A 21648-nucleotide genomic window follows, 5' to 3' on the forward strand; every position below is an offset into this window, starting at 1 on the left:
GATACCCGAAACCGGCAGCGGGGGCAACGCGCGATCAGTGGGTAGCGCGTGTCCGGACAGCTTGTCGGGCCCCGTGACTGAAGAAATAGCGTGATATCAGAAGCGCGAAACCGGTATAAACAAAAAGGACGACACCCAGAATGACGATCCCATCGGATTCTTCGGCCAGAAGGTCCTGCATCGCAAGCCACAAAAGCAGAGCCATCAACCCACCTTGGATCGTCGCAAACCAAGCTGCGAAGCGCCATGATACTGACGGAGCAGCGGCTCGACCGGTAAAACGCCCGAAACTTATCCCCGCCACGAGGGCAGGAACCAGAAGTGAGGCAAAGAGGCATGCCGAATAGATCGCCCCCGCGCTGGATCGGAACGTGATATCGCTCGCGATCAGCAACAAGGCGTCGATCAGGATCAATGCCAACCCGTAGATCGCCGTCACCCGCCAAAACCCCGGCATCGAATACCCTCCCGCGTATCACGACTTAGTCACGCCATGCCTTCATCGTAAAGGCGTTGACGCTGCCCGCGACCCGGCTTAGTGAAACGTCAGGCCGGGCCTGTAGCTCAATTGGTTAGAGCAGGGCGCTCATAACGCCTTGGTTGGGGGTTCGAGTCCCTCCGGGCCTACCAAATTCCTTCTATGCCTGGATCTCATTGGGGTTTCTAGCGCCATGGGACGCAAAAGACCCTCAAATCGCATCAGCACGTCGCACGGCCGAACGTCCCGCGTTTCGCACAGGATTGAGACGAGTCGGCTGAGCAACCGGGGGTACAAGAAATTGACGCACTTTGGCTAAGAAATTTCGAATTTTCCTGGCAAAGGATCCGGCCCACCCGCTTCAGTGCAAGCTAAACTCCCCAACGACGTTCCGCCATTCCCCGGGGGCAATCAGCTTGCGGTGGCAGAAGCGGACCGAATGCAGTGGCCCCTCGATCTTGTCCTGCCAGAACTCGATGAACCCGAAAAGCTCCGGGTAATCCGGTGCAAGGTCGTATTCCTGCCAGATGAAGCTGTTGAGAACGTGCCGGTAGTCCGGCATCCGGTAGTAAAGTTCGGCCGTCGTGAGCCCGTAGCCCTTCAGCATAAGCTCCGTCTCGGCCCCGGGGTGATCTGCCCGCATGATGGCCTCCGTCAGTGCCTGATGCATCCATGCTACATGAGTCGCGGTTAACGACAATGAAAACAATGTGTTATGTTTGTGTTACCACGGGCTTGCGAAACCCGCCGCGCTGCCATTGCACCCAACGGATGGCATGGGGTATAGTCACGCGCAACAATATCTAGCCCCCGCGCGGGCGCAAATAACAAAGGGCGAGCATCCGTGACCGATACCCCGGAAACCCCTGAAAACGCTGAGGAAAAACCGAAGCGTCCCGTCTATGCCGGCCCTTCGGTCGACATCGCGGAGGAAATGAAGACCGCCTATCTCGATTACGCCATGAGCGTGATCGTCAGCCGGGCGATTCCGGACCTGCGTGACGGGTTGAAACCGGTGCACCGGCGCATCCTTTATGCGATGCACGAAACCGGCAATACGCATGACAAGTCCTACCGTAAATCGGCCCGCCCGGTCGGCGATGTGATGGGTAAGTACCATCCCCATGGCGACGCCGCGATCTATGACGCGCTGGTCAGGATGGCGCAGGATTTTTCCATGTCACTGCCGCTTCTCGACGGTCAGGGCAATTTCGGCTCGATGGACGGCGATAACGCCGCTGCCATGCGCTATACCGAAGTGCGCATGGACAAGGCCGCCGCCGCCCTTCTCGCCGATATCGAGAAGGAAACCGTTGATTTTCAGGACAACTACGACGGCAAGGACAAGGAACCGACCGTCCTTCCTGCCCGTTTTCCCAATATGCTGGTCAACGGTGCGGGCGGCATTGCCGTCGGTATGGCGACCAACATTCCGCCGCACAATCTGGGCGAGGTCATCGACGGCACGCTGGCGCTGATCGAGGATCCCGACCTGTCGATGGAAGCGCTGATGGAGATCATCCCGGCGCCGGATTTCCCGACGGGCGGCATCATCCTCGGCCGGTCCGGCGCGCGGAAGGCCTATCTGGAGGGCCGTGGCAGCGTCATCATGCGCGCCAAGACCCGTGTGGAAGAGATCAGGAAAGACCGCTACGCCATTGTTCTCGATGAGATTCCCTATCAAGTGAACAAGGCCTCGATGATCGAGAAAATCGCCGAGATGGTGCGCGACAAGAAGATCGAGGGCATCGCCCATGTGCAGGACGAAAGCGACCGCGTCGGCGTGCGCGTCGTCATTGAGCTGAAGCGCGATTCCACGCCCGAGGTTGTGCTGAACCAGCTCTTCCGCTTCACGCCGATGCAGACCTCCTTCGGCTGCAACATGCTGGCGCTGAATGGTGGGCGACCCGAGACACTGACACTTCGCGATTTTCTCACGCATTTCATCAGCTTCCGCGAAGAAGTTGTAGCGCGGCGCACGGCTTTTGAACTCAGGAAAGCGCGCGAGCGCAGCCATATCCTCTGCGGTCTGGCGGTCGCGGTGTCGAACGTCGATGAGGTTGTCGCCACCATCCGCGCCTCGGCCACGCCCGCCGATGCCCGCGAAAAGCTGATGACACGGCGCTGGCCCGCCCATGAGATCGTCGAATACATACGGCTGATCGACGATCCGACCCATCCGGTCAACGAGGACGGCACCTACAACCTGTCGGAACGGCAGGCCCGCGCGATCCTGGACCTTCAGTTGCAGCGCCTGACCCAGCTTGGCGTCAAGACGATCACCGACGAACTGGAAGATCTGGCCGCCAAAATCAAGGAGTACCTGGATATTCTTGGGTCGCGCGAGCGGATCATGGCGATCATCTCGGATGAACTCAAAGAGGTGAAAGACGCCTTCGCCGTTCCCCGCCGGACCGAGATCGTCGATTGGGCCGGCGACATGGATGACGAGGACCTGATCGAGCGTGAGGATATGGTCGTCACCATCACGAGTGGAGGCTATATCAAGCGCACACCGCTCGCCGATTTCCGGGCGCAGCGCCGGGGTGGCAAGGGGCTGTCTTCCATGGCGACGAAAGAGGATGACGTCGTCACGACGCTTTTCGTCGCCAATACCCATACCCAGCTTCTGTTCTTCACCACCGACGGCATGGTCTACAAGCTGAAGACCTGGCGCTTGCCGCTTGGCGGGCGGACGGCGAAGGGCAAGGCCATCGTCAATATCCTGCCGATCCCGACCGGTACCTCCATCGCTGCAATCATGCCGGTCGATGTACCCGAGGAGGAATGGGAAGATCTGCAAATCTTCTTCGCGACCTCCGAAGGCGATGTGCGCCGCAACGCGCTGTCCGATTTCACCAATGTGAAGTCGAACGGCAAGATCGCGATGAAGCTGCCCGACGGCGTTTCCCTCGTGAATGCCCGGATCTGCGATGAAAATGACGACGTGATGCTGGTGACTGCCCTTGGCCGCGCGATCCGCTTCCCGACGACCGAGGTTCGCATCTTCAAGGGCCGCGATTCGACCGGGGTGCGGGGTATTCGTCTGGCGGCGAAGGATACGGTGGTTTCCATGTCCGTGATCCGCCATTTCGAGGCCGATCCGGCCGAACGCGCCGCCTATCTCAAGCAGCGCCGCCTGATGGCGGGGGTGACCGAGGAGGAAGCGGCGGACGAGGATGACGAGGCCGTGGCCGAAGGCCAGCTTTCGCAGGAACGCTACGCCGAGATGTCGGCGGCGGAAGATCTGATCCTGACCATCACCGCCAAGGGCGCGGGCAAGATTTCGTCCAGCCACGATTACCCGGTGCGCGGACGCGGCGGTCAGGGTGTGATGGCGATGGACAAGGCGATGCGCGGCGGGTCACTCGTCGCCTCCTTCCCGGTCGAAGGCGATGACCAGATCATGCTTGCGACCTCGACGGGTCAGTCGATCCGCTGCCCGGTCGATGGGATCAGCTTCCGTTCCCGTTCAGCCGGTGGCGTAAGGGTCTTCGATACCGCGAAGGGCGAAGAAGTGGTTTCGGTCGCCCGCATCGCCGATCAGGGCGAAGAAGAAGCAGAATAACGTTGCCGCAAATCAACGGTCGGGGGCGGAAATCTGCTGGTTTCCGCCCTTTTCGCATTAATGAATTGTTAGTGAAATTGGATCAGGCTCAAACTACGACCGGGGACCATCTGGGGAAAAGTGGTGTGCTGACCGTCACGGCCGTTCTGCGGCCGAGTGGAGGACACGGATATGAGCTTGTCGGATTTTGCCGCACCACCACGGCATTCATCCCTTGATGAACCGGGACTTGTTGCAACTCTTCTGCACTGGTTGACCCGCGCCGATGCGGGGGCGGACGCATCCGCACCCAATGTCGATGAACGCAGAGAAATCTACGCCACCCGCGAAAAGGGTTACCTGCACGACATCGGCATCTGACATCGGAACCGAAGCCACCCTGCGACGGCGGGGCTTTTCAAACACCGCGCCATGACCTAAGTCGCCAGTCATGCGCGAGACACTTCACATCGTCGGCGGCGGCATGGCCGGGTCCGAAGCCGCCTGGCAGGTCGCCCGGGCCGGGATACCGGTCGTCATCCATGAGATGCGGCCCAAGGTGGGCACGTTCGCCCACCGCACCGGCAATCTGGCCGAGATGGTGTGCTCAAACTCCTTCCGCTCGGATGATGACGAACGCAATGCCGTGGGCCTTCTGCATTGGGAAATGCGCGCCGCAGGCGGCCTGATCATGGAAATGGCCGACCAACACCGCCTGCCCGCGGGTGGCGCATTGGCCGTTGACCGCGACCCGTTTTCCGAATCCGTCACGGAACGGCTGCGCGCGCACCCTCTGATTACAGTCTCTGACGAAGAGATCACTGAACTGCCTGCCGAGGGCCGCTGGATCATTGCCACAGGCCCCCTCACCTCCGGCGCACTTGCCGAGGCGATCCGGGCCGAGACCGGTGCCGAGGCGCTGGCTTTCTTCGACGCCATTGCCCCCATCGTTTATGCCGAAAGCATCGACATGTCAGTCGCATGGGCCCAATCGCGCTATGACAAGGGCGAGACGGAGGCGGAGCAAAAGGCCTATCTCAACTGCCCGATGACCAAAGCCGATTACGAAGGCTTCATCGACGCGCTGCTCGCGGCCGACAAGACCGAGTTTCATGAGGGCGAGACGGCGGAGTATTTCGACGGCTGTCTGCCGATCGAGGTCATGGCCGAACGCGGACGTGAGACTTTGCGCTTCGGGCCGATGAAACCCGTCGGCCTCACGAATGCGCACCGGCCGGACGTGAAACCCTATGCCGTCGTCCAGCTTCGCCGCGACAACGCGCTGGGAACACTTTACAATATCGTCGGCTTTCAGACAAAGATGAAGTACGGCGCACAGACGGATGTTTTCAAACGCATTCCCGGCCTTCAGGACGCCAGCTTCGCCCGCCTCGGCGGTATTCACCGCAACACCTTCATCAATTCACCAACGCTTCTCGATGCGCAGATGCGGCTGAAGTCCCGCCCCCATATCCGCTTCGCCGGTCAGATCACCGGGGTTGAGGGCTATGTCGAAAGCGCCGCCATGGGGCTTCTGGCGGGACGCATTGCAGCGGCGGAAATCCTTGGCCGCGACCTGCCGCCACCGGGGCCGGATACCGCGATGGGGGCGCTGATCACCCATATAACCGGCGGGGCCGAGGCGAAGACCTTCCAACCGATGAATGTTAATTTCGGGCTTTTTCCGCCGATTGACGCCAAGGGTGGACGGCGCGGGCGCAAGGACCGCTACAAGGCTTATACTGATCGCGCAAAAACCTCGTTCAGAGAATGGCTTGACGGCCAGAGCTGATGCGCACCCGCTTCGCGCCCTCTCCCACCGGCCCCCTGCATCTTGGGCACGCCTATTCTGCCATCCTTGCCCATGACATGGCGCTCCGCGCAGGTGGAGAGTTCCTTCTCAGGATAGAGGATATCGACCAGAGCCGGGCGCGTCCGGAATGGGAAGACCTGATCTATGAAGATCTCAGCTGGCTCGGCCTTTCATGGGAAACACCGGTCATGCGTCAGTCCGAACGCCAGCCGGTCTACCGCGACATCCTGACGAAACTCTGGAACAGCGACATCCTATTTGCCTGCACCTGCAACCGCCGCGACATCCTCGCTGCCGCCAGCGCGCCGAACGAGGGCGAACCGGTCACCGGCCCCGACGGTATTGTCTATCCCGGCACATGCCGGACGCACCGGTCGGATCGCGGTCGTCGCCCCATTCCCCAGGAAGCATCGCTCCGGCTCGACATGGAGCGCGCGGCCAGTGAAGTGGTGGCCTTCGAGGAAACCGGCCACGGCCCGCAGGGCGAAACCGGTTCGATCACGTCCACGCCGTGCGAGCTTGTTTCGGAGATAGGCGATGTCGTCCTCGCCCGGCGCGACATGGGTACATCCTATCACCTCTCGGTCGTCATCGACGATGCCGAGCAGTGTATCACCCATGTCACGCGGGGGCAGGATCTCTTTGAGGCAACCAAGATCCATGTCGTCCTGCAACACCTGCTCGGCCTGCCGACGCCCGTCTACCACCACCACCGCCTGATCCGCGACGATCAGGGTAAACGGCTCGCAAAACGCGACGATGCCCGCGCGATCCGCACCTACCGCGACGACGGGGCCAGCCCCGAAGACATCCGCCGCCTCATCGGGCTCGCCTGATACTCTTCCTGGAGAAATACTCCCGCCGGAGGCGCCCGCGTTTTCGGCCGGGCTCAGACCTCGGGGGCCATCAACTCCAACTCGGCACCATCCTTGATTCCGGTATAGAAACAGCTACGCCGATTGGTGTGGCAGGCGGGTCCCGTCTGCTCGACCAGAACGAGAAGGCAATCCCGGTCACAATCCACCCGCATCTCGACCAGTTCCTGCACATGGCCCGAGGTTTCGCCCTTGACCCAGAAGGCCTGCCGCGAGCGCGACCAGTAGGTCACCCGCCCCGTCTCAAGCGTCCGTGCCACAGCATCCCCATTCATCCAGGCCAGCATCAGCACCTCGCCCGACACATGGTCCTGCGCAATCGCCGGAATCAGGCCGCGGTCGTCATAGACCAAAGTCGCGGGATCAAAACGCATCGCACTGCCTTTGCAAAAGCTACCGGTTCCGCCTATCTAGGGTGGATCACGGCCCGAGGAAAGTCATGAGCGATACCGATCTCATCAAGCTCTACTCACAGCGCATCCTCGCGCTGGCGGCCGACATTCCGCATATGAAGCGCCTTGAGAGCCCGACAGCAACGGTCCGCAAACGCTCGCCACTCTGCGGGTCGACCGTTACGGTGGATATCGTCGTCCGCGACGGCAAGATCTCGGAATACGGGCAGGACGTGAAGGCCTGCGCACTCGGTCAGGCGTCTGCCGCCCTCTCGGGCGCGGTCATGATCGGACGCACGAAGGCCGAGGTCGAACGCGCCCGCGACGAATTGCGCGCGATGCTGAAGGAGAACGGCCCCGTCCCGTCTGCGCCCTTCGAGGGTTATGAGGCCCTGACGCCCGCGCGCGACTTCAAGAACCGCCATGCCTCAATTCTCTTGGCGCTGGAAGCGACCGCCGAAGCGATGGCCGAGGCAGAAGCCGCTGCCTGACCGCTCCCGTCTGGTGGAGTTAAACCCAACTTACTTCCTGAGGCTATTGGCACCTAAATCTACACTGAACAAAAAAACCGCCGCACTCCAAACGGAGGCGGCGGCAGGAAGCGATTTCCGGTGTCCGGACGCGGGGCTCGGGGGGAGCCGGGGACTGGGGACAGGCGTATTCCGGGCGGAGAACCGCGAGGCAGGTAACGAGTAGAGCGTTTCGGGGAAACGCTGCAGGGTCAGATCAGGCTCGGCAAGTGCAGCCCGACGATCAGCATCATCACGAGGGAAAGGAGACCGGCGGCATCCTGGGCAATCGTCCCGCGTGCGCGGATCAGAACGGATTTCAGATCGGTTTTCATCTTGCCACCTTTCTCTTCACCTCTGTTGCTGATTTGTTCTCATATCTTGAATGCGATGTAAAGAACTTTTTAAGAACATTTGAGAACGGGGCAGGAACGGAACTTAACCGACCGAGATCAGCCGGATTGCCCGGTCCTGTTCCATCAGCCACAAAAGGACCCGCGCCGCCTGCCCGCGCGGGCCTTGCAGCTTCGGGTCGTCAGACAGGAGCTTTCGCGCGTCCGTTTGCGCCACGGCCATCAGCGCCGATTGCCGTTCCAGATCGGCCACGCGGAATTTCGGCAGGCCCGACTGCGCCGTGCCGATCAGGTCGCCTGCCCCCCGCATGGCCAGATCTTCCTCGGCGATACGAAACCCGTCCTCGGTCTCGCGCAGGATCGAGAGGCGCCGTTCGGCCCCCTCGTTCAGGGGCGGCTGGTACATCAGCAGGCAGGTCGATTCCGCCGCGCCGCGCCCGACCCGGCCGCGCAACTGATGAAGCTGAGCGAGTCCAAAAATCTCCGCCCGTTCGATCACCATGATCGAGGCATTGGGTACGTTCACCCCCACCTCGATCACCGTCGTCGCGACCAGGACCTTGGTTCGGCCCGCGACGAAGTCCGCCATCGCGGCGTCCTTGTCGACAGGCGGCATCTGACCGTGGACGAGGCCGACGACGCCTTCCCCCAGCGAGGCGCGCAGGGCCTTGAACCGCTCCTCGGCCGCAGTCAGGTCGACAAGTTCGCTCTCATCGACCAGGGGGCAAACCCAATAGGCCTGCCGCCCCTCGGCCACCGCCTGCCTGAGATGCCCGACCACCTCATCATAGCGCCCGGCCGAGATCAGCGCAGTCTTGACCGGCTTGCGACCCGCGGGCTTTTCGTCCAGCACAGAGACATCCATGTCGCCATATTGTGCGAGGCTGAGCGAGCGCGGGATTGGCGTCGCCGTCATCACCAGAACATCGGCTGTCGTCCCCTTGGATCCGAGTTCCATGCGCTGTGCGACCCCGAAGCGGTGTTGTTCATCGACGATGGCTAGGCGCAGGTCGTGGAATTCGACGTCCTTCTGAAAGACCGCATGGGTGCCGACGAGGATATGGATGTTCCCCTCGGCCAGTGCCTTCAGCTTCGCCGCCCGCTCTGCCCCCTTGTCGCGCCCTGTCAGTATCTCCAGCACGACACCCGCGTCCTCGGCGAGTGGCCGCAGTCCTTCCAAGTGCTGACGGGCGAGGATTTCGGTCGGGGCCATCATCACACCCTGCCCGCCAGCCTCGACCGCGATCAGAAGCGCCATGAAGGCCACAAGCGTCTTGCCCGCGCCGACATCGCCCTGCAACAGGCGGCTCATCCGCTTGTCAGAGCCCATATCGGCGGCGATCTCAGCGATCGCACGTGTCTGGGCGCCAGTCGGAGCGTAAGGCAGCGCTGCCAGCACTTTACGCTGCAGGGTGCCGGTCCCGATGCTCGCCCGCCCCTTGCCGCGCCGCATCGATATACGGGCGAGCGCCAGGGTCAGTTGATGGGCGAAAAGCTCATCATAGGCCAGACGCTGGCGCGCGGGCGCTTCAGCGGTAACATCGCCGAGGTGTTCCGGTGCATGGGCGGCACGCACCGCATGTGCCCAATCGGGCCATTTCTCACGCGCTTTCAATCCGGGGTCTATCCAGTCCTCAAGCTCCGGCAATCGCGCCAGCGCCGAAAGGGCTGCCTTCTGGATCGCGCGCTGCGTTACACCGGCGGTCAGCGGATAGACCGGTTCGTATGCGGGCAAGTCCCCTGCCTCTTCGGGACGCAGGATATGATCGGGATGGGGCATCTGCGCCAGACCGTCGAAGAGTTCAATCTTGCCCGAAATCAGCCGCCTTTGCCCGGTCGGCAATTGCTTTTGCAGCCAGTCGCCCTTGGCGTGAAAGAAGACGAGCTGAAACTCTGTCTCCGCGTCGCGCACGAAGACCCGGGCTGGGCCGCCCTTGCGGCGGGGGGGCACATGGGCGCCGACCTCCACCTCGACCGTCACGGTCGATGGCAGGGCCGCGCCCTTGATCGTCTTGCGTGGGCGGCGGTCGATCACCGCGTAAGGCAGGGTGAACAGCAGATCACGTGGGCGTTCGACCCCCAATTGCGCGAAATGTTTCGCCGTCTTCGGCCCGACACCATCCAGCGTCTCCAACTCCGCGAATAACGGAAAGAGGACAGCGGGACGGCTCATGCCCCAATCAGCCTCAGCCAGGCATCCTCGTCGATCATCTCGATGCCCAGCGCCTCGGCTTGCTTGGCCTTCGACCCCGCCCCCGGCCCCGCCACGACAAGGTCGGTCTTGGCCGAGACCGAGCCCGACACCTTGGCCCCAAGCGCCTCAGCCCGCGCCTTGGCCTCGGCCCGCGTCATCTTCTCAAGAGTGCCCGTGAAGACTACGGTCTTGCCCGCGACAGGGCTGCCTTCGGTTTTTGGCCGTTCCACGTCCTGAACGTCGAGCTCGGCAACCAACCGGTCTATCGAGGCGCGCTCGGCGTCCTGATGGAAAGCATTCACGAGTGAGGCCGCCATTACACTGCCCACGCCATCGACCGCGAGAAGGTCCTCCCATTCCGGCCCCTCGCCTATGGTCGCCGCTGTCATCGCACTTTCGAAGGCAACCCAGCCGCCATAGTGGCGCGCGATGAGGTTGGCTGAACTGTCGCCGACATGACGGATGCCAAGTGCGAAGATCAATCGATTGAGCGGGATCTTCCGTTTGTCCTCAATGGCCTGAAAGAGGTTACTGACAGATTTCTCGCCAAACCCGTCGCGGTTCTTCAGCTTGGTCAGGTTCGCGGCATCACGTCTGGCCAGTGTGAAGATATCCGCCGGTTCTTTGATCGGCAGGGCATCGTCGGCGTAGAACATCTCGATCTGCTTCGCGCCCAATCCGTCGATGTCGAATGCCCCGCGCGAGACGAAATGCTTCAGCTTTTCAACAGCCTGCGCCGGGCAGATGAGGCCACCGGTGCAACGACGGACGGCATCGCCCTCTTCGCGCACGGCATCCGATTCGCATTCGGGGCAGGTGGTCGGAAAGACGTAGGGCTGCGCATTGACGGGCCGCTTAGTAAGGTCGACATCCGCGACTTTCGGGATCACATCGCCGGCGCGGTAGACCTGCACCCAGTCACCTTCTCTGATGTCCTTGCCATCCCGGATCGTGTTGCCCTTGGAGTCGCGCCCCGCGATGTAATCCTCATTGTGCAGTGTGGCGTTCGAGACGACGACACCCCCGACCGTCACCGGTGTCAGTCGGGCGACGGGGGACAATGCACCCGTGCGACCCACCTGAATCTCGATCTTCTCCAGCCGGGTCCAGGCAAGCTCGGCCGGAAACTTGTGGGCAATCGCCCAGCGCGGGGTTGTCGACCGGAAGCCGAGCCGCGCCTGCAACGCAAGATCGTTGACCTTGTAGACCACGCCGTCGATGTCATAACCCAATGTCGCGCGTTTCTGTTCGATCGCGGTATAGACCTTCATCAGGGCTTTTGGCCCGTCACATTCCTGCGTGAGTGGATTGGTCTTAAACCCCAGCGCCTTCAGGCGCGCGACCGCCCCCATCTGGGTTCCGGCCAGCGGCTCCGAAAGCTCCCCCCAGCTGTAGGCGAAAAAGCGCAGGGGCCGTGAAGCGGTGATCTTCGCATCGAGTTGACGCAGGGAGCCTGCGGCGGCGTTGCGGGGATTGGCAAAGGTCTTGCCACCGGTCTCGGCCTGCCGTGCATTGAGCGACGCGAAGTCTTCGTGGCTCATATAGACCTCGCCCCGTACTTCCAGCACATTCGGCGCACCGTTGAGGCCTTCGGGAATGTCGGCAACCGTGCGGGCGTTTTCGGTGACATTCTCGCCCGTCTCACCATCGCCGCGCGTTGCGGCCTGCCTGAGAACACCATTTTCATAGCGCAGCGAGAGTGACAAACCGTCAATCTTTGGTTCCGCCGTATAGCTGAGCGCCGTGTCGGGACCGAGATTGAGATAGCGCCGAATTCTGTCGTCGAAGTCGTCGATCTCGTCAGGCGCGAAGGCATTCTCGAGGCTGAGCATCCTGACGGCATGGCGCACCTTCGCGAAGGTCTCGGAGGGCGCAGCGCCGACCTGCCGGGTCGGGCTGTCTTCGGCTGCAAGCTCAGGAAACTGCGCTTCGATCTCCACGAGGCGTCGCTTCAACGCATCATAGTCAGCGTCGGATATCTCCGGTGCATCCTCGGTGTGATACGCCCGGTTCGCCTGCTCGACCCGATCAGCGATGCGCTTCCATTCAGCCGCCGCTGCAGCCGAAGACAATGTCGCGACCGGTTCCAGGTCATCATGCCCCGCCGGTCCCGACACCTGCCCTGCGCCTGACATACAAACCTCCCCGAAACAGTCCCCGTCAGTGTTAGGGGGAGCGTCCGGAGAGGTCCAGTCTTCGTGTCATCTTGCCTGCGAACCCGTGAGTGATGTCAGGCGCCGACCGCCAGTTTGCGGCTGGCCTCCTTCGGATTGGGTTCGCGCAACACATAGCCCCGCCCCCAGACCGTTTCGATATAGTTCTCGCCCCCGGTAGCCTCGGCGAGCTTCTTCCTGAGCTTACAGATGAAGACGTCGATGATCTTCAGTTCCGGTTCATCCATGCCGCCATAGAGGTGGTTGAGGAACATCTCCTTCGTCAGCGTCGTACCCTTGCGGAGCGAAAGAAGCTCCAGCATCTGGTATTCCTTCCCCGTCAGATGTACGGGCGCCCCCTCGGCCTCCACCGTCTTGTCATCAAGGTTCACGTTGATCTTGCCTGTCTTGATGATCGACTGGGCATGCCCCTTGGATCGGCGGATGATCGCATGGATGCGCGCCACCAGTTCTTCGCGATGGAAGGGTTTGGTCAGATAATCGTCTGCACCAAAGCCGAAACTGCGGATCTTGTTTTCCGTATCATCCGCGCCGGTCAGAATCAGAATCGGCGTGTCAATCTTCGACATGCGCAGCTGGCGCAGCACTTCGTGCCCGTTCATATCGGGAAGGTTGAGGTCAAGAAGGATCAGGTCATAGTCATAGAGCTTCGCCAGATCGATGCCTTCTTCGCCAAGATCGGTGCAATAGACGTTCAGATTGGCGTGGGTCAGCATCAACTCTATACTGCGGGACGTCGTGGGGTCGTCCTCGACCAACAGAATTCTCATCAAGCGTACTCCGCGTTAATCCCTAGATTAACCCGACCTTGGCGCAGAATGGTTAACCGCAAGTTACCGGTGCGTTCAAAGTCCAGAAATCAACCTATGGTTGACGGTATTTCTGGATTGCCGTGACTTTCAAGCCTTTTTCGCCATGGCGTTCCACCGCTGACCGCCAGATCTCGAACTCTTCCTCGGATAACGCGTACCGGTCGAGCGCCTCTTTCAACGGCAACAGCCCGAAGGCCACGGCCTTCACCACTTTTGCCTTGCGGCTCGCGACCCAGCGCCGCGTCTCGGCTGGCGGCAGGTCGGCCCGAGTCATGATCGTCCCATCCGGCAATGTGATGGCGCGTGGCCCGTCGATCTTTTTCAGGAACATGATCTACCCCTTCATCTTCACCCGGTGAGAACCCTGCGGCGACAGGCTTAAGGAGGGGTGAAACCGTGGCTTGTGAGTGATTAGGATTTTCCTATATTCCTCTGCATCTCCCGGAGGTCCCATGGCGCTCGATGACACACTGCCCCTGAACTCGCTTGGCTTCGCCAAATCCCCCGCCGACACGCGGGTCGTGGTGGCGATGTCGGGCGGCGTGGATTCGTCGGTCGTGGCCGCGATGCTGGCCGAGGAAGGCTACGATGTCGTAGGCGTCACCTTGCAGCTTTATGACCACGGCGCGGCTTTGGCCAAGAAAGGCGCGTGCTGCGCGGGTCAGGACATCCATGACGCCCGCCGCGTGGCCGAGGCGATGGGCTTCCCGCACTACGTTCTCGACTACGAGAACATGTTCCGCGAGGCGGTGATCGACGAGTTTGCCGACGCCTATCTGGCAGGAGCGACCCCGGTACCCTGCATCCGCTGCAACGAGCGTGTGAAGTTCAAGGACCTTTTGGCCACGGCCAAGGACCTTGATGCCGATTGCATGGCGACGGGCCATTACATCCAAAGAAAGATGGGGGCGAACGGGCCGGAACTGCATTCTGCTGCCGATCCGAACCGAGATCAGAGCTATTTCCTGTTCTCGACGACGCCGGAACAGCTCGAATACCTGCGCTTTCCGCTCGGCCATCTCGCATCTAAGGCAGAGACACGAGCGCTCGCTGCGAAATACGGGCTGTCGGTGGCCGACAAGCCCGACAGTCAGGACATCTGTTTTGTCCCGAACGGCAACTATGCCTCGGTCATCGAGAAGCTGCGGCCGGGTGCGGCCGATCCGGGTCAGATCGTGGACATGGACGGCAACGTTCTGGGCGAACACAGGGGCGTCATCCATTACACGATCGGCCAGCGGCGCGGGCTCGGCATCGGCGGTCTCGCCGACCCTTTGTATGTCGTGAAGCTCGACCCCGAGAGGCGCCATGTTGTTGTCGGCCCGAAAGAGGCGCTGGCGACGCGGAAGGTGCCGGTGCGCGAAATCAACTGGCTTGGCGACGGCGCGTTCGAAAGCCAGGCCGAACGGCAGGTTCTTGTGCGCATCCGCTCCACCCGGCCGCCGCGCCCGGCGGTGATCCGCCCGCTGTCCGCGACCGAAGCAGAAGTGGAGCTGATGGACCCGGAGGAAGGCGTGAGCCCCGGTCAGGCCTGTGTCTTCTATGAAGATGGCACCAGCCGCATTCTCGGCGGCGGCTGGATCTGGCGTGGTGCGGCGTGAAGCCTCTCCCGTAGGGTGGGATTAAACCCACCTTACCCGGTCCCGCCGAAGGCTCACATTCCCGAGAACCACGCCTTCGTGCAGAGAACGTGATCGCGCTTTTCCTTAGGCTGAACTCATCTGCCAAGGAGGATCAATATGACCCGCGACATGAATCGCCGCACGCTTCTTAAAGGCTCCGCACTGACGCTGGTCGCGGCACCCTTTTCCGGGGCCGCCCATGCGGCCGTCGTACCCGGACAGGACGACTTTGAATATGAGGTCACGCGCAGTGATGACGACTGGCGCGCGCGGCTTGATGAGAACGAGTACGAGGTCCTGCGCCTGGGCGGCACTGAAGAACCGAAATCGAACCCGCTCTGGAACGAAATGCGCGCGGGCAGATATGCCTGCAAGGGCTGCGACCTGCCGGTTTACGAATCCATGTGGAAGGTCGAAGTCGACAAGGGCTGGGCCTTCTTCCGACAATCGGTGCCGAACGCACTTTTGATGAATATCGACTGGCCTGCCGATACGGGCGTCGACCCGGCTTTTGCCCGGTTTACGACGATCGAGGCGCATTGCCGCCGCTGCGGCAGCCATATGGGGCATATCTTGCTGGTCGAGGATCAGTGCCTGCACTGCATCAACGGCACGAGCCTGACCTTCACCCCCGAAGCGGTCTGAGCCCTCTCAGCCGTCACCGAGAGCGCGCAGCACGGACCGCGCGGCGCGCAGGCCCGGTGCTTCCGCCCCGCGGCCAAGCCGGTCCATGGTCAGTTCCATCGCGGCCAGTTGTGCCTCGCGGTCGTTTTCGCCGGCCAAAAGCCGGGCAAGGGCGGCGCTGATCGGGCCGGGCCGGCAGGCGGGGCCAAGAAATTCGGGCACGGTCCGCGTCTCGGAGACGATATTGACCAGTGTCACCGTGTCGATCAGCGCGGCGCGTTTCATCATCCACCAGGTCAGCCGGTTGAAATCATGGGCGATGACCATCGGCACCCGGTTCGCGGCAAGTTCCAGACTGACCGTGCCCGAGGCAGCAAGCGCCAGATCGGCAGCTGCGAAGGCCGCACGTTTTTCCGCCGCATCCTCGGTCACCAGAGGCGAGACCTTCCAGCGCGCCGTCATCCCGCGCACAAGGGGCGCCACGCCGCGCACGGTCGGGATGACCACGCGCAGGCCGGGCTCACGGTCGCGGAGCCGCGCGATCGCTTCTTCGAAACGAGGGGCAAGACGCGTAACCTCCCCCTTACGGGATCCCGGCAGGCAGAGGAGAAGCGGTTGGTCGGGCCCGATCGCCTGTGCCTCGCGGAAAGCGGCCGCATCGGCCTCGGTCGCCCGCGCCTCGGCCACGACCGGGTGACCCACGAAGTCGCAGCTCATCCCCGCCGCTTCCATATAGGGCGGCTCGAACGGGAATAGCGCGAGCACATGGTCGATCACCTCGGCCATCTTCGCGGCCCGTCCGGGCCGCCAGGCCCAGACCGTGGGGGCGACATAATGTATGGTCTTCTGATCGGGGTTGGCGGCGCGGACCAGTCGCACGACGCGCAGGCAGAAATCGGGGCTGTCGATTGTGATCAGCGCGTCCGGCGCAAGCTCTGTCACTCGGGCCGCCGTCTCCGCGATCCGACGCTTCAGGTGACGGTATTTCGGCAGGACCTCCATGATGCCCATGACCGATAGCTCTTCCATCGGAAAAAGGCTCGTCAGCCCCTCGGCCTCCATCTTCGACCCGCCGACCCCGTGGAATTGCACCCCGGGCGCCAAGGCCTTAAGCCCCGACATCAGTGCAGCGCCAAGGCTGTCGCCCGAAGCCTCACCCGCAATAAGAAAGAGCTTCATGGCTCACGTGCCCACAGGAAGAGCCCAGCCGTCTCTGCCGCCGCGATCATCGCCTCACGGTCGATGAGGATTACGCCGCCTGCCTCCCAGACAATTCCGGCAAGACCTGCCTTGGCCGCAGCCGCAACTGTGGCGGGGCCAAGCGTGGGCAGATCGACGCGACGATCCTGACCCGACTTCGGCGCTTTGTAAAAGACGCCGCGGGCACCGTTCGGATTTGGTCGCAACCGCCCTGCATGCTCGGCAACGAAGGCCAGCATCGCATCGGTTCCCGGCAATGCCTCCACCGCAAGGCAGAGCCCCTGCGCAACCACGGCCCCCTGTCCGATATCCAGAGGCCCGATGCCCGCTACGATCTCTGCCGCGCGCGCCGCATCACGGCGATCGTCATCGCAGGGCGCACCAGTGATCACTCCGGCACCCGGAACGAGGTCCGGGCTGATGTCGCTCGCCCCGACGACAGCGAAATCCCAATCCTCGAAGATCGCGATGACTTCGCGCAGCAGAGAGTCATCACCTTTCTGGAATGCGCCCAAAAGCCGGGGCACAAGAGTGGCGGTTCGGGCATCGATCAGTTCCGGATCGATCTGCGGGCGGCGCAACGCACCTGCAAAGACGACACGGGTGACGCCCTCGCGCGCGAGATGATCGAGAAAGGGGGCAAGCCGTTCGATCCGGTAACGGACGGGATCGGCGCCGGGGATGTCCGCGGGGAACCCCTCCATCTCAGCGATGAGATGTGCCTCGCCCGATGCCTTCAGCGCAGCGGCGAGACGGACCGGCAGACCGCCCTGCCCGGCAATGAGTGCGGTTTTTGTCATCGTGGAGTGAGGAAGGACCGGTCGGAGGGCCCCAGGATAAAATCCAGCACCTCGCGGACCAGTTCGCTATCGGTGCCCGCCTCGGCACGCGCGCGCGCGGTTTCTCGGAAAGTACCCTGCCCGAGCTCGCCTATCAGATCTCGAAGTGCTGCAATATCGGCACGCCCCGCCCCGCGCCGCTTCAGCCCGACAACATTCAGCCCATCCAGCGTGCCGCGCGGCCCCTGGACCAGCCCGTGCGGTATTACGTCGGCCGTGACCATGGTCACGGCACCTATCATAGCCCCGCGGCCGATGCGGACGAACTGATGGACGCCGGAAAGGCCTCCGACGATGACCTCGTCTTCCAACACACAATGGCCGGCAAGGGCCACGTTGTTGACAAGGATCACCTTGTTGCCGATCTGGCAGTCATGGGCGACATGGCATCCGGTCATGAAAAGCCCGTCATCGCCGATCCGTGTAACGCCGCCACCGCCTTGGGTGCCGGCATTCATCGTCACACCCTCGCGGATGCGGTTGCGTTTGCCGATGACCAGTCTTGTCTTTTCGCCCTTGAACTTCAGATCCTGCGGCACCTCTCCGAGCGTCGAGAAGGGAAATACCACCGTCTCCTCACCGATCTCGGTCTCGCCGGTGACTATCGCATGACTTTTGAGTTCGACTGCGCGCGCCAGCGTCACCTCGCCGCCGACAACGCAGAACGGACCGATCCGGCAGTCCGGACCGATCACGGCCCCCGGTTCGATAACGGCCGATGGGTGGATCGCGGCGCTGTCGGCGATGGTCATCTGGTCAGTCCCGAAGATCCATCATCGCCGCGATGTCGGCCTCGCAGGCCAGCTCGCTGCCAACCTTCGCCGCGCCATGGAACTTCCAAATCTTGCCGCCACCACGCTTGACCGTCATGTGCAGTTCCAGAACGTCTCCCGGCACCACCATGCGGCGGAATTTGCAGCCGTCGATCGAGAGAAAATAGGTCAAGAGATCGCGCCCGACCACATCCATCGAGATGCCGACGAGAACCGCCGCCGCCTGTGCCATCGCTTCGACGATGGTCACACCGGGCATGATCGGCTTGGCCGGGAAATGGCCCTGGAAATGCGGTTCGTTGAACGTGACGTTCTTGATGCCCGTGCAGCGTTCGTTGGGAACGATGTCCACGACCTTGTCGATCAGCAGGAATGGGTACCGATGCGGGATGATCCGCTGAATCAGATGGATATCTGCCTCGGTGATCGGCGTTGCGGTCATGCGTTCTTCTCCCGGAGGGACATGTCGGTCTGGCCTTGCTAACAACTCGGCCTCACACTGGCAAGCGGGAGCACTTAGTCGCCGTTCGCTGCACCGGCTTCTGGCTGAACGATATCAGCTGCGTCGGAATCTTTACCGGCGCCAAGTTCCGTATCGATACGTTCAATCAGGATATCGGTAATATCGATCGCATCTGCGGCAAGAAAGATCGCCCGTGAATCGAGCACGGCAACCGCCCCTCGGCTGCGGACGACTTCGCCGATTACGGGAAAGGCCGCAGCGAAAAATCGCTGGCGCTCGGTCTCCTGCAGGCGGCCGATGGCGCGAAGTTTCGCATCCTGAGTCTGGCGGATCTCGGTCACTTTGGCATCAAAAGCGTCGGCAGCCGCCCGGAACTCGTCCGGTGTCATCGTCGCCCGGAGGTCGGTCAACGTCCGCTCCTCGACCGTCAGTTCCCCTTCGATCTGCCGGTTCTCGGCGGCCAACTCGGCAGAAGTCGCCGCGATACGGTCTGCCGCCCGCTTGCCCCATTGGGTTTCGGTAAAGAGCCGTTCCTGATCCAGCGTCAGGATCGGACTTTGCAGCGGCGCAGGCGTTTCCTGCGCACCCGCGCCGCCAAACCCGGCGGCGAGGGCCAGAACCACCAGCGCCGCCAACAGCCCGCGCATCAGAACCGTGTCGAAACGGTCAGGTCGAAATTCTGCTCCTTGTCGTAGCTTTCCTTCTGCAACGCCTTGGAGAAGTTGAAGCGCAACGGTCCGAGTGGGGTATCCCAGAAGATCGAAACGCCAATCACGCTCCGAAGCTTCAGGTCATCATCGATTGCGCCCCCGAGATTGTCATCCAATCCCCAGACCGAACCCACATCGGCGAAAAGACCGCCGGTGATGCCATATTCCTCAGGCAGACCCAGGGGGAATTCCGCCTCGAAACGCGCTACTGCGAAGAAGTTACCGCCGAGCGCGTCCTCGTTTACCACGGTAAGATCGCGCGGGCCGATACCATTCGGTTCAAACCCCCGGATTTTGCCGTTGCCGGTAAAGCGGTCGAGCAATCGGCTGTCGCCATTGGCCGTCACAACGGCGCCTCCCTCGACCTCAGCGCGCAAAGTAACCTCTTCGCGGAAGGCTTTCTGTTGATACGACGCCACCGCGTTTGTCGTTACAGACTGGATATCGCCACCGACACCTGCGAAATCCTGACCGAATCTCAAGCGGAGCGAGCGGTTCGGGTCGAGACCGCCAATGCGGGTGTCATATGTATAGGCATAGCCAAGCGAACTGGTGATCTGAGCGCCTAGCGCTTCTTCATTCATGAGCAATGTCGAGGAATTCGCATCTACATCGAACAAATCGTCCTGCGAGATGCTGTAACGCAGCTCCAGCCTGCCGAACTCGCTAATGGGAAACTCGATGGACGGTGAGAACCCGATGCGCTGCGTTGAATAGTCCGCATTGGCGTTTTCCGTGGTGTTGTAATAACCGGCAAAACGGAACCGCAGATCACGATCGAGGAAGGCAGGTTCAACGAAGGTAATCGAGCTGTTCTGGTTGTCAGTTCCTGCCGAAAGATTAACACCAACGAACTGGCCGCGGCCAAGAAAGTTCGACTCAGTCAGGCCAATATTGAAGCCGACACCGTTCGACACGGAATAGCTCGCGCCAAAGGTCAACGACCCGGTGGGTTTTTCCTCCACATTGACATCGACGATGACCTGATCCGACGCCGTCCCCTGACGTGCGTCAACCTCTGCCGTCTCGAAGAAATCGAGCGCGCGAATTCGCTCAGCGCCCTCGCGAATTTCGCGCGCATTGAACGGGTCGCCTTCTACTGTCTTGAACTGACGGCGGATGACCTTGTCGAGTGTCGTGGCATTGCCCTCGATATCGATGCGCTCGACAAAGACGCGCGGGCCCTTGGTCAGCGCAAAAACAACGTCCAGAGTCTGGTCGCGCTCATTCCGCGTGATCCGGGGAACGACCGCCATGAAGTTGACGCCTTGCTTGAGCGCGACCGCTTCGAGCCGGTTGATATTGTTGTCGATATGGTTCGGGGAGTAGGTCTGACCGGAGCGCAGTTTAACAGCCTTTGCGTACTCGGCGACATCCACACCTTCGTATTCGCTTACGGTGGAAATATTTCCGAACTTGTAGCTCAGCCCCTCGCGCACCGCGAAGGTCAGGAAAAACGCGTCGCGTTCCTGTGAAAACTCGCGCGAAACCGACAGTACCTGAAAGTCGATATAGCCGCGCGAGCGGTAGAAATCGGTCAGGAGCTGTTTGTCGAACTCGACCCGGTCGGCAATGAAGGTGTCACGCTGAATGATGTTGCGCAGCAAACCGGCTTGCTTGGTTTCCAGCACCTGGCGCAGACGACGGTCCGAATAGGCGCGGTTGCCGGTAAAGGACAGCCGCTCGATCTCGGTCACCCGGCCTTCGCGGATTTCAAACACCAGATCCACGCGGTTGCCGTCGCGTTCGATGATCCGGGGTTCGACCCGCGCTGCGAGCCGACCCGCGAGGGCGTAGGCCTCGGTTATGGCTGCCGCATCGGCCTCCGCCTGCAAGGTCGAGTAGACGCGCCGCGATTGCGATTTGATCACACCGGCGAGTTGCTCATCCTTGATCCGTTTGTTGCCCTCATAGGCGATAATGTTGATCGTCGGGTTCTCCACCACCCGGATGACCAGAGTGCCGCCCGAGGGCACAACGTCCACGCTTCTGAACAGACCCGAGGCATTCAGCCGCTGAACCGCATCGTTGAGCGCGCCCGCTGTGACGCTTTCGCCCTGGGCGATTCCGGCGAATTTCACGATCGTGGCGGGTTCGATATGTTCATTGCCCTCGACCACAATACGCGAGAACGCGTAGTTCTGCGCGATCGCTGAGGTAAAGAAAAGACCGCAAAATATTGTAATAAAAACAAAAAGTGACGCCTTTATACGACCCGCGAGAGCATGCCCTGCGCCCAGTACGCCCTGCCCGTCCGACACCATGATCTG

General features: G+C 61.7%; 21 protein-coding genes and 1 tRNA gene. 8 read left to right on the top strand and 14 right to left on the bottom strand.

Annotated features, from left to right (window positions below):
* Positions 1-34 precede the first annotated feature (34 nt).
* The gene (locus QKW60_RS01905; protein WP_282366001.1) at positions 35-457 is read right to left on the bottom strand and encodes an ABZJ_00895 family protein; all 423 of its coding nucleotides are present in this window, start codon (positions 455-457) and stop codon (positions 35-37) included.
* A 96-nt stretch (positions 458-553) separates the two neighbouring features.
* Here QKW60_RS01905 and QKW60_RS01910 point away from each other — a divergent pair.
* Positions 554-630 (top strand) — tRNA-Ile (locus QKW60_RS01910).
* Between the two features lie 209 nt (positions 631-839).
* Here QKW60_RS01910 and QKW60_RS01915 read toward each other — a convergent pair.
* On the bottom strand, positions 840-1121 hold the full coding sequence (locus tag QKW60_RS01915; protein WP_282366003.1) for an usg protein: 282 nt from the start codon (positions 1119-1121) through the stop codon (positions 840-842).
* A gap of 201 nt (positions 1122-1322) precedes the next feature.
* Here QKW60_RS01915 and gyrA point away from each other — a divergent pair, with 201 nt between their 5' ends.
* The 4 genes from gyrA (at position 1323) to gluQRS (ending at position 6674) form a co-directional block, all read left to right on the top strand.
* Entirely contained in the window at positions 1323-4046 is a 2724-nt protein-coding gene (gene gyrA / locus QKW60_RS01920; protein WP_282366004.1) for a DNA gyrase subunit A, read from the top strand.
* Between the two features lie 171 nt (positions 4047-4217).
* A complete protein-coding gene (locus QKW60_RS01925; RefSeq protein WP_282366005.1) occupies positions 4218-4406 on the top strand; it encodes a hypothetical protein in 189 nt (62 codons plus the stop codon).
* Positions 4407-4476: 70 nt separating this feature from the next.
* Positions 4477-5817, top strand: coding sequence for a methylenetetrahydrofolate--tRNA-(uracil(54)-C(5))-methyltransferase (FADH(2)-oxidizing) TrmFO (gene trmFO / locus QKW60_RS01930; protein WP_282366006.1), 1341 nt, complete (start codon positions 4477-4479; stop codon positions 5815-5817).
* Positions 5817-6674, top strand: a complete 858-nt coding sequence (gene gluQRS / locus QKW60_RS01935; protein WP_282366007.1) for a tRNA glutamyl-Q(34) synthetase GluQRS — start codon at positions 5817-5819, stop codon at positions 6672-6674. The genes trmFO and gluQRS overlap by 1 nt, the downstream gene beginning before the upstream one ends.
* 53 nt (positions 6675-6727) lie before the next feature.
* Here the strand turns inward: gluQRS and hisI are convergent, their stop codons facing one another.
* Entirely contained in the window at positions 6728-7087 is a 360-nt protein-coding gene (hisI, locus tag QKW60_RS01940; protein ID WP_282366008.1) for a phosphoribosyl-AMP cyclohydrolase, read from the bottom strand.
* 65 nt (positions 7088-7152) lie between these two features.
* Between hisI and QKW60_RS01945 the strand changes: the two genes are divergently transcribed.
* Complete coding sequence (locus QKW60_RS01945) at positions 7153-7596, top strand: iron-sulfur cluster assembly scaffold protein (protein WP_282366009.1); 444 nt, start codon at positions 7153-7155, stop codon at positions 7594-7596.
* A 230-nt stretch (positions 7597-7826) separates the two neighbouring features.
* Here QKW60_RS01945 and QKW60_RS01950 read toward each other — a convergent pair whose 3' ends face one another.
* The 5 genes from QKW60_RS01950 to sciP all read right to left on the bottom strand — a co-directional run bounded on the left by QKW60_RS01950 (position 7827) and on the right by sciP (position 13478).
* A complete protein-coding gene (locus tag QKW60_RS01950; RefSeq protein WP_282366011.1) occupies positions 7827-7949 on the bottom strand; it encodes a hypothetical protein in 123 nt (40 codons plus the stop codon).
* A gap of 103 nt (positions 7950-8052) precedes the next feature.
* Entirely contained in the window at positions 8053-10140 is a 2088-nt protein-coding gene (gene recG, locus QKW60_RS01955) for an ATP-dependent DNA helicase RecG (protein WP_282366013.1), read from the bottom strand.
* On the bottom strand, positions 10137-12296 hold the full coding sequence (gene ligA, locus QKW60_RS01960; RefSeq protein ID WP_282366015.1) for an NAD-dependent DNA ligase LigA: 2160 nt from the start codon (positions 12294-12296) through the stop codon (positions 10137-10139). Before ligA ends, recG begins: the two co-directional genes overlap by 4 nt.
* 95 nt (positions 12297-12391) lie before the next feature.
* Positions 12392-13105: a response regulator transcription factor CtrA gene (ctrA, locus tag QKW60_RS01965; RefSeq protein WP_282366017.1), complete on the bottom strand. Its 714-nt coding sequence runs from the start codon at positions 13103-13105 to the stop codon at positions 12392-12394.
* 94 nt (positions 13106-13199) lie between these two features.
* A complete protein-coding gene (sciP, locus tag QKW60_RS01970) occupies positions 13200-13478 on the bottom strand; it encodes a CtrA inhibitor SciP (protein WP_282366019.1) in 279 nt (92 codons plus the stop codon).
* 121 nt (positions 13479-13599) lie between these two features.
* On the opposite strand from sciP, the gene mnmA reads away from it, so the two are divergent.
* Together mnmA and QKW60_RS01980 are read left to right on the top strand one after the other, a co-directional pair.
* Positions 13600-14748, top strand: a complete 1149-nt coding sequence (gene mnmA / locus QKW60_RS01975; protein ID WP_282366020.1) for a tRNA 2-thiouridine(34) synthase MnmA — start codon at positions 13600-13602, stop codon at positions 14746-14748.
* Between the two features lie 138 nt (positions 14749-14886).
* Positions 14887-15414, top strand: a complete 528-nt coding sequence (locus QKW60_RS01980) for a peptide-methionine (R)-S-oxide reductase (RefSeq protein WP_282366022.1) — start codon at positions 14887-14889, stop codon at positions 15412-15414.
* A gap of 6 nt (positions 15415-15420) precedes the next feature.
* Here the strand turns inward: QKW60_RS01980 and lpxB are convergent, their stop codons facing one another.
* The 6 genes from lpxB to bamA form a co-directional block, all read right to left on the bottom strand.
* Positions 15421-16572, bottom strand: a complete 1152-nt coding sequence (gene lpxB / locus QKW60_RS01985; RefSeq protein WP_282366024.1) for a lipid-A-disaccharide synthase — start codon at positions 16570-16572, stop codon at positions 15421-15423.
* A complete protein-coding gene (locus QKW60_RS01990; protein WP_282366026.1) occupies positions 16569-17393 on the bottom strand; it encodes an LpxI family protein in 825 nt (274 codons plus the stop codon). Before QKW60_RS01990 ends, lpxB begins: the two co-directional genes overlap by 4 nt.
* A complete protein-coding gene (gene lpxA, locus QKW60_RS01995; RefSeq protein WP_282366028.1) occupies positions 17390-18184 on the bottom strand; it encodes an acyl-ACP--UDP-N-acetylglucosamine O-acyltransferase in 795 nt (264 codons plus the stop codon). The genes QKW60_RS01990 and lpxA overlap by 4 nt, the downstream gene beginning before the upstream one ends.
* Positions 18185-18188: 4 nt before the next feature.
* Positions 18189-18647 carry a 3-hydroxyacyl-ACP dehydratase FabZ gene (gene fabZ, locus QKW60_RS02000; protein WP_263740533.1) on the bottom strand — a complete coding sequence of 153 codons (459 nt, stop codon included), beginning with the start codon at positions 18645-18647 and terminating at the stop codon, positions 18189-18191.
* Positions 18648-18721: 74 nt separating this feature from the next.
* On the bottom strand, positions 18722-19315 hold the full coding sequence (locus tag QKW60_RS02005) for an OmpH/Skp family outer membrane protein (protein WP_282366031.1): 594 nt from the start codon (positions 19313-19315) through the stop codon (positions 18722-18724).
* Positions 19315-21642 (bottom strand): outer membrane protein assembly factor BamA, encoded by a 2328-nt coding sequence (gene bamA, locus QKW60_RS02010; protein WP_282366032.1) that lies wholly within the window; start codon positions 21640-21642, stop codon positions 19315-19317. Before bamA ends, QKW60_RS02005 begins: the two co-directional genes overlap by 1 nt.
* Positions 21643-21648 lie beyond the last annotated feature (6 nt).

Origin of the sequence: Albidovulum aestuarii (genome assembly GCF_029961185.1) — a bacterium.
GTDB lineage: Bacteria > Pseudomonadota > Alphaproteobacteria > Rhodobacterales > Rhodobacteraceae > Albidovulum > Albidovulum aestuarii.

Coding starts and splice junctions, on each gene's coding strand:
- bamA (WP_282366032.1), bottom strand. CDS start 21,642: ATGGTGTCGGACGGGCAGGGCGTACTGGGCGCAGGGCATGCTCTCGCG.
- QKW60_RS01905 (WP_282366001.1), bottom strand. CDS start 457: ATGCCGGGGTTTTGGCGGGTGACGGCGATCTACGGGTTGGCATTGATC.
- QKW60_RS01945 (WP_282366009.1), top strand. CDS start 7,153: ATGAGCGATACCGATCTCATCAAGCTCTACTCACAGCGCATCCTCGCG.
- sciP (WP_282366019.1), bottom strand. CDS start 13,478: ATGTTCCTGAAAAAGATCGACGGGCCACGCGCCATCACATTGCCGGAT.
- hisI (WP_282366008.1), bottom strand. CDS start 7,087: ATGCGTTTTGATCCCGCGACTTTGGTCTATGACGACCGCGGCCTGATT.
- lpxB (WP_282366024.1), bottom strand. CDS start 16,572: ATGAAGCTCTTTCTTATTGCGGGTGAGGCTTCGGGCGACAGCCTTGGC.
- QKW60_RS01990 (WP_282366026.1), bottom strand. CDS start 17,393: ATGACAAAAACCGCACTCATTGCCGGGCAGGGCGGTCTGCCGGTCCGT.
- lpxA (WP_282366028.1), bottom strand. CDS start 18,184: ATGACCATCGCCGACAGCGCCGCGATCCACCCATCGGCCGTTATCGAA.
- gluQRS (WP_282366007.1), top strand. CDS start 5,817: ATGCGCACCCGCTTCGCGCCCTCTCCCACCGGCCCCCTGCATCTTGGG.
- ligA (WP_282366015.1), bottom strand. CDS start 12,296: ATGTCAGGCGCAGGGCAGGTGTCGGGACCGGCGGGGCATGATGACCTG.
- recG (WP_282366013.1), bottom strand. CDS start 10,140: ATGAGCCGTCCCGCTGTCCTCTTTCCGTTATTCGCGGAGTTGGAGACG.
- QKW60_RS01980 (WP_282366022.1), top strand. CDS start 14,887: ATGACCCGCGACATGAATCGCCGCACGCTTCTTAAAGGCTCCGCACTG.
- fabZ (WP_263740533.1), bottom strand. CDS start 18,647: ATGACCGCAACGCCGATCACCGAGGCAGATATCCATCTGATTCAGCGG.
- QKW60_RS01915 (WP_282366003.1), bottom strand. CDS start 1,121: ATGCGGGCAGATCACCCCGGGGCCGAGACGGAGCTTATGCTGAAGGGC.
- QKW60_RS02005 (WP_282366031.1), bottom strand. CDS start 19,315: ATGCGCGGGCTGTTGGCGGCGCTGGTGGTTCTGGCCCTCGCCGCCGGG.
- trmFO (WP_282366006.1), top strand. CDS start 4,477: ATGCGCGAGACACTTCACATCGTCGGCGGCGGCATGGCCGGGTCCGAA.
- mnmA (WP_282366020.1), top strand. CDS start 13,600: ATGGCGCTCGATGACACACTGCCCCTGAACTCGCTTGGCTTCGCCAAA.
- ctrA (WP_282366017.1), bottom strand. CDS start 13,105: ATGAGAATTCTGTTGGTCGAGGACGACCCCACGACGTCCCGCAGTATA.
- QKW60_RS01950 (WP_282366011.1), bottom strand. CDS start 7,949: ATGAAAACCGATCTGAAATCCGTTCTGATCCGCGCACGCGGGACGATT.
- QKW60_RS01925 (WP_282366005.1), top strand. CDS start 4,218: ATGAGCTTGTCGGATTTTGCCGCACCACCACGGCATTCATCCCTTGAT.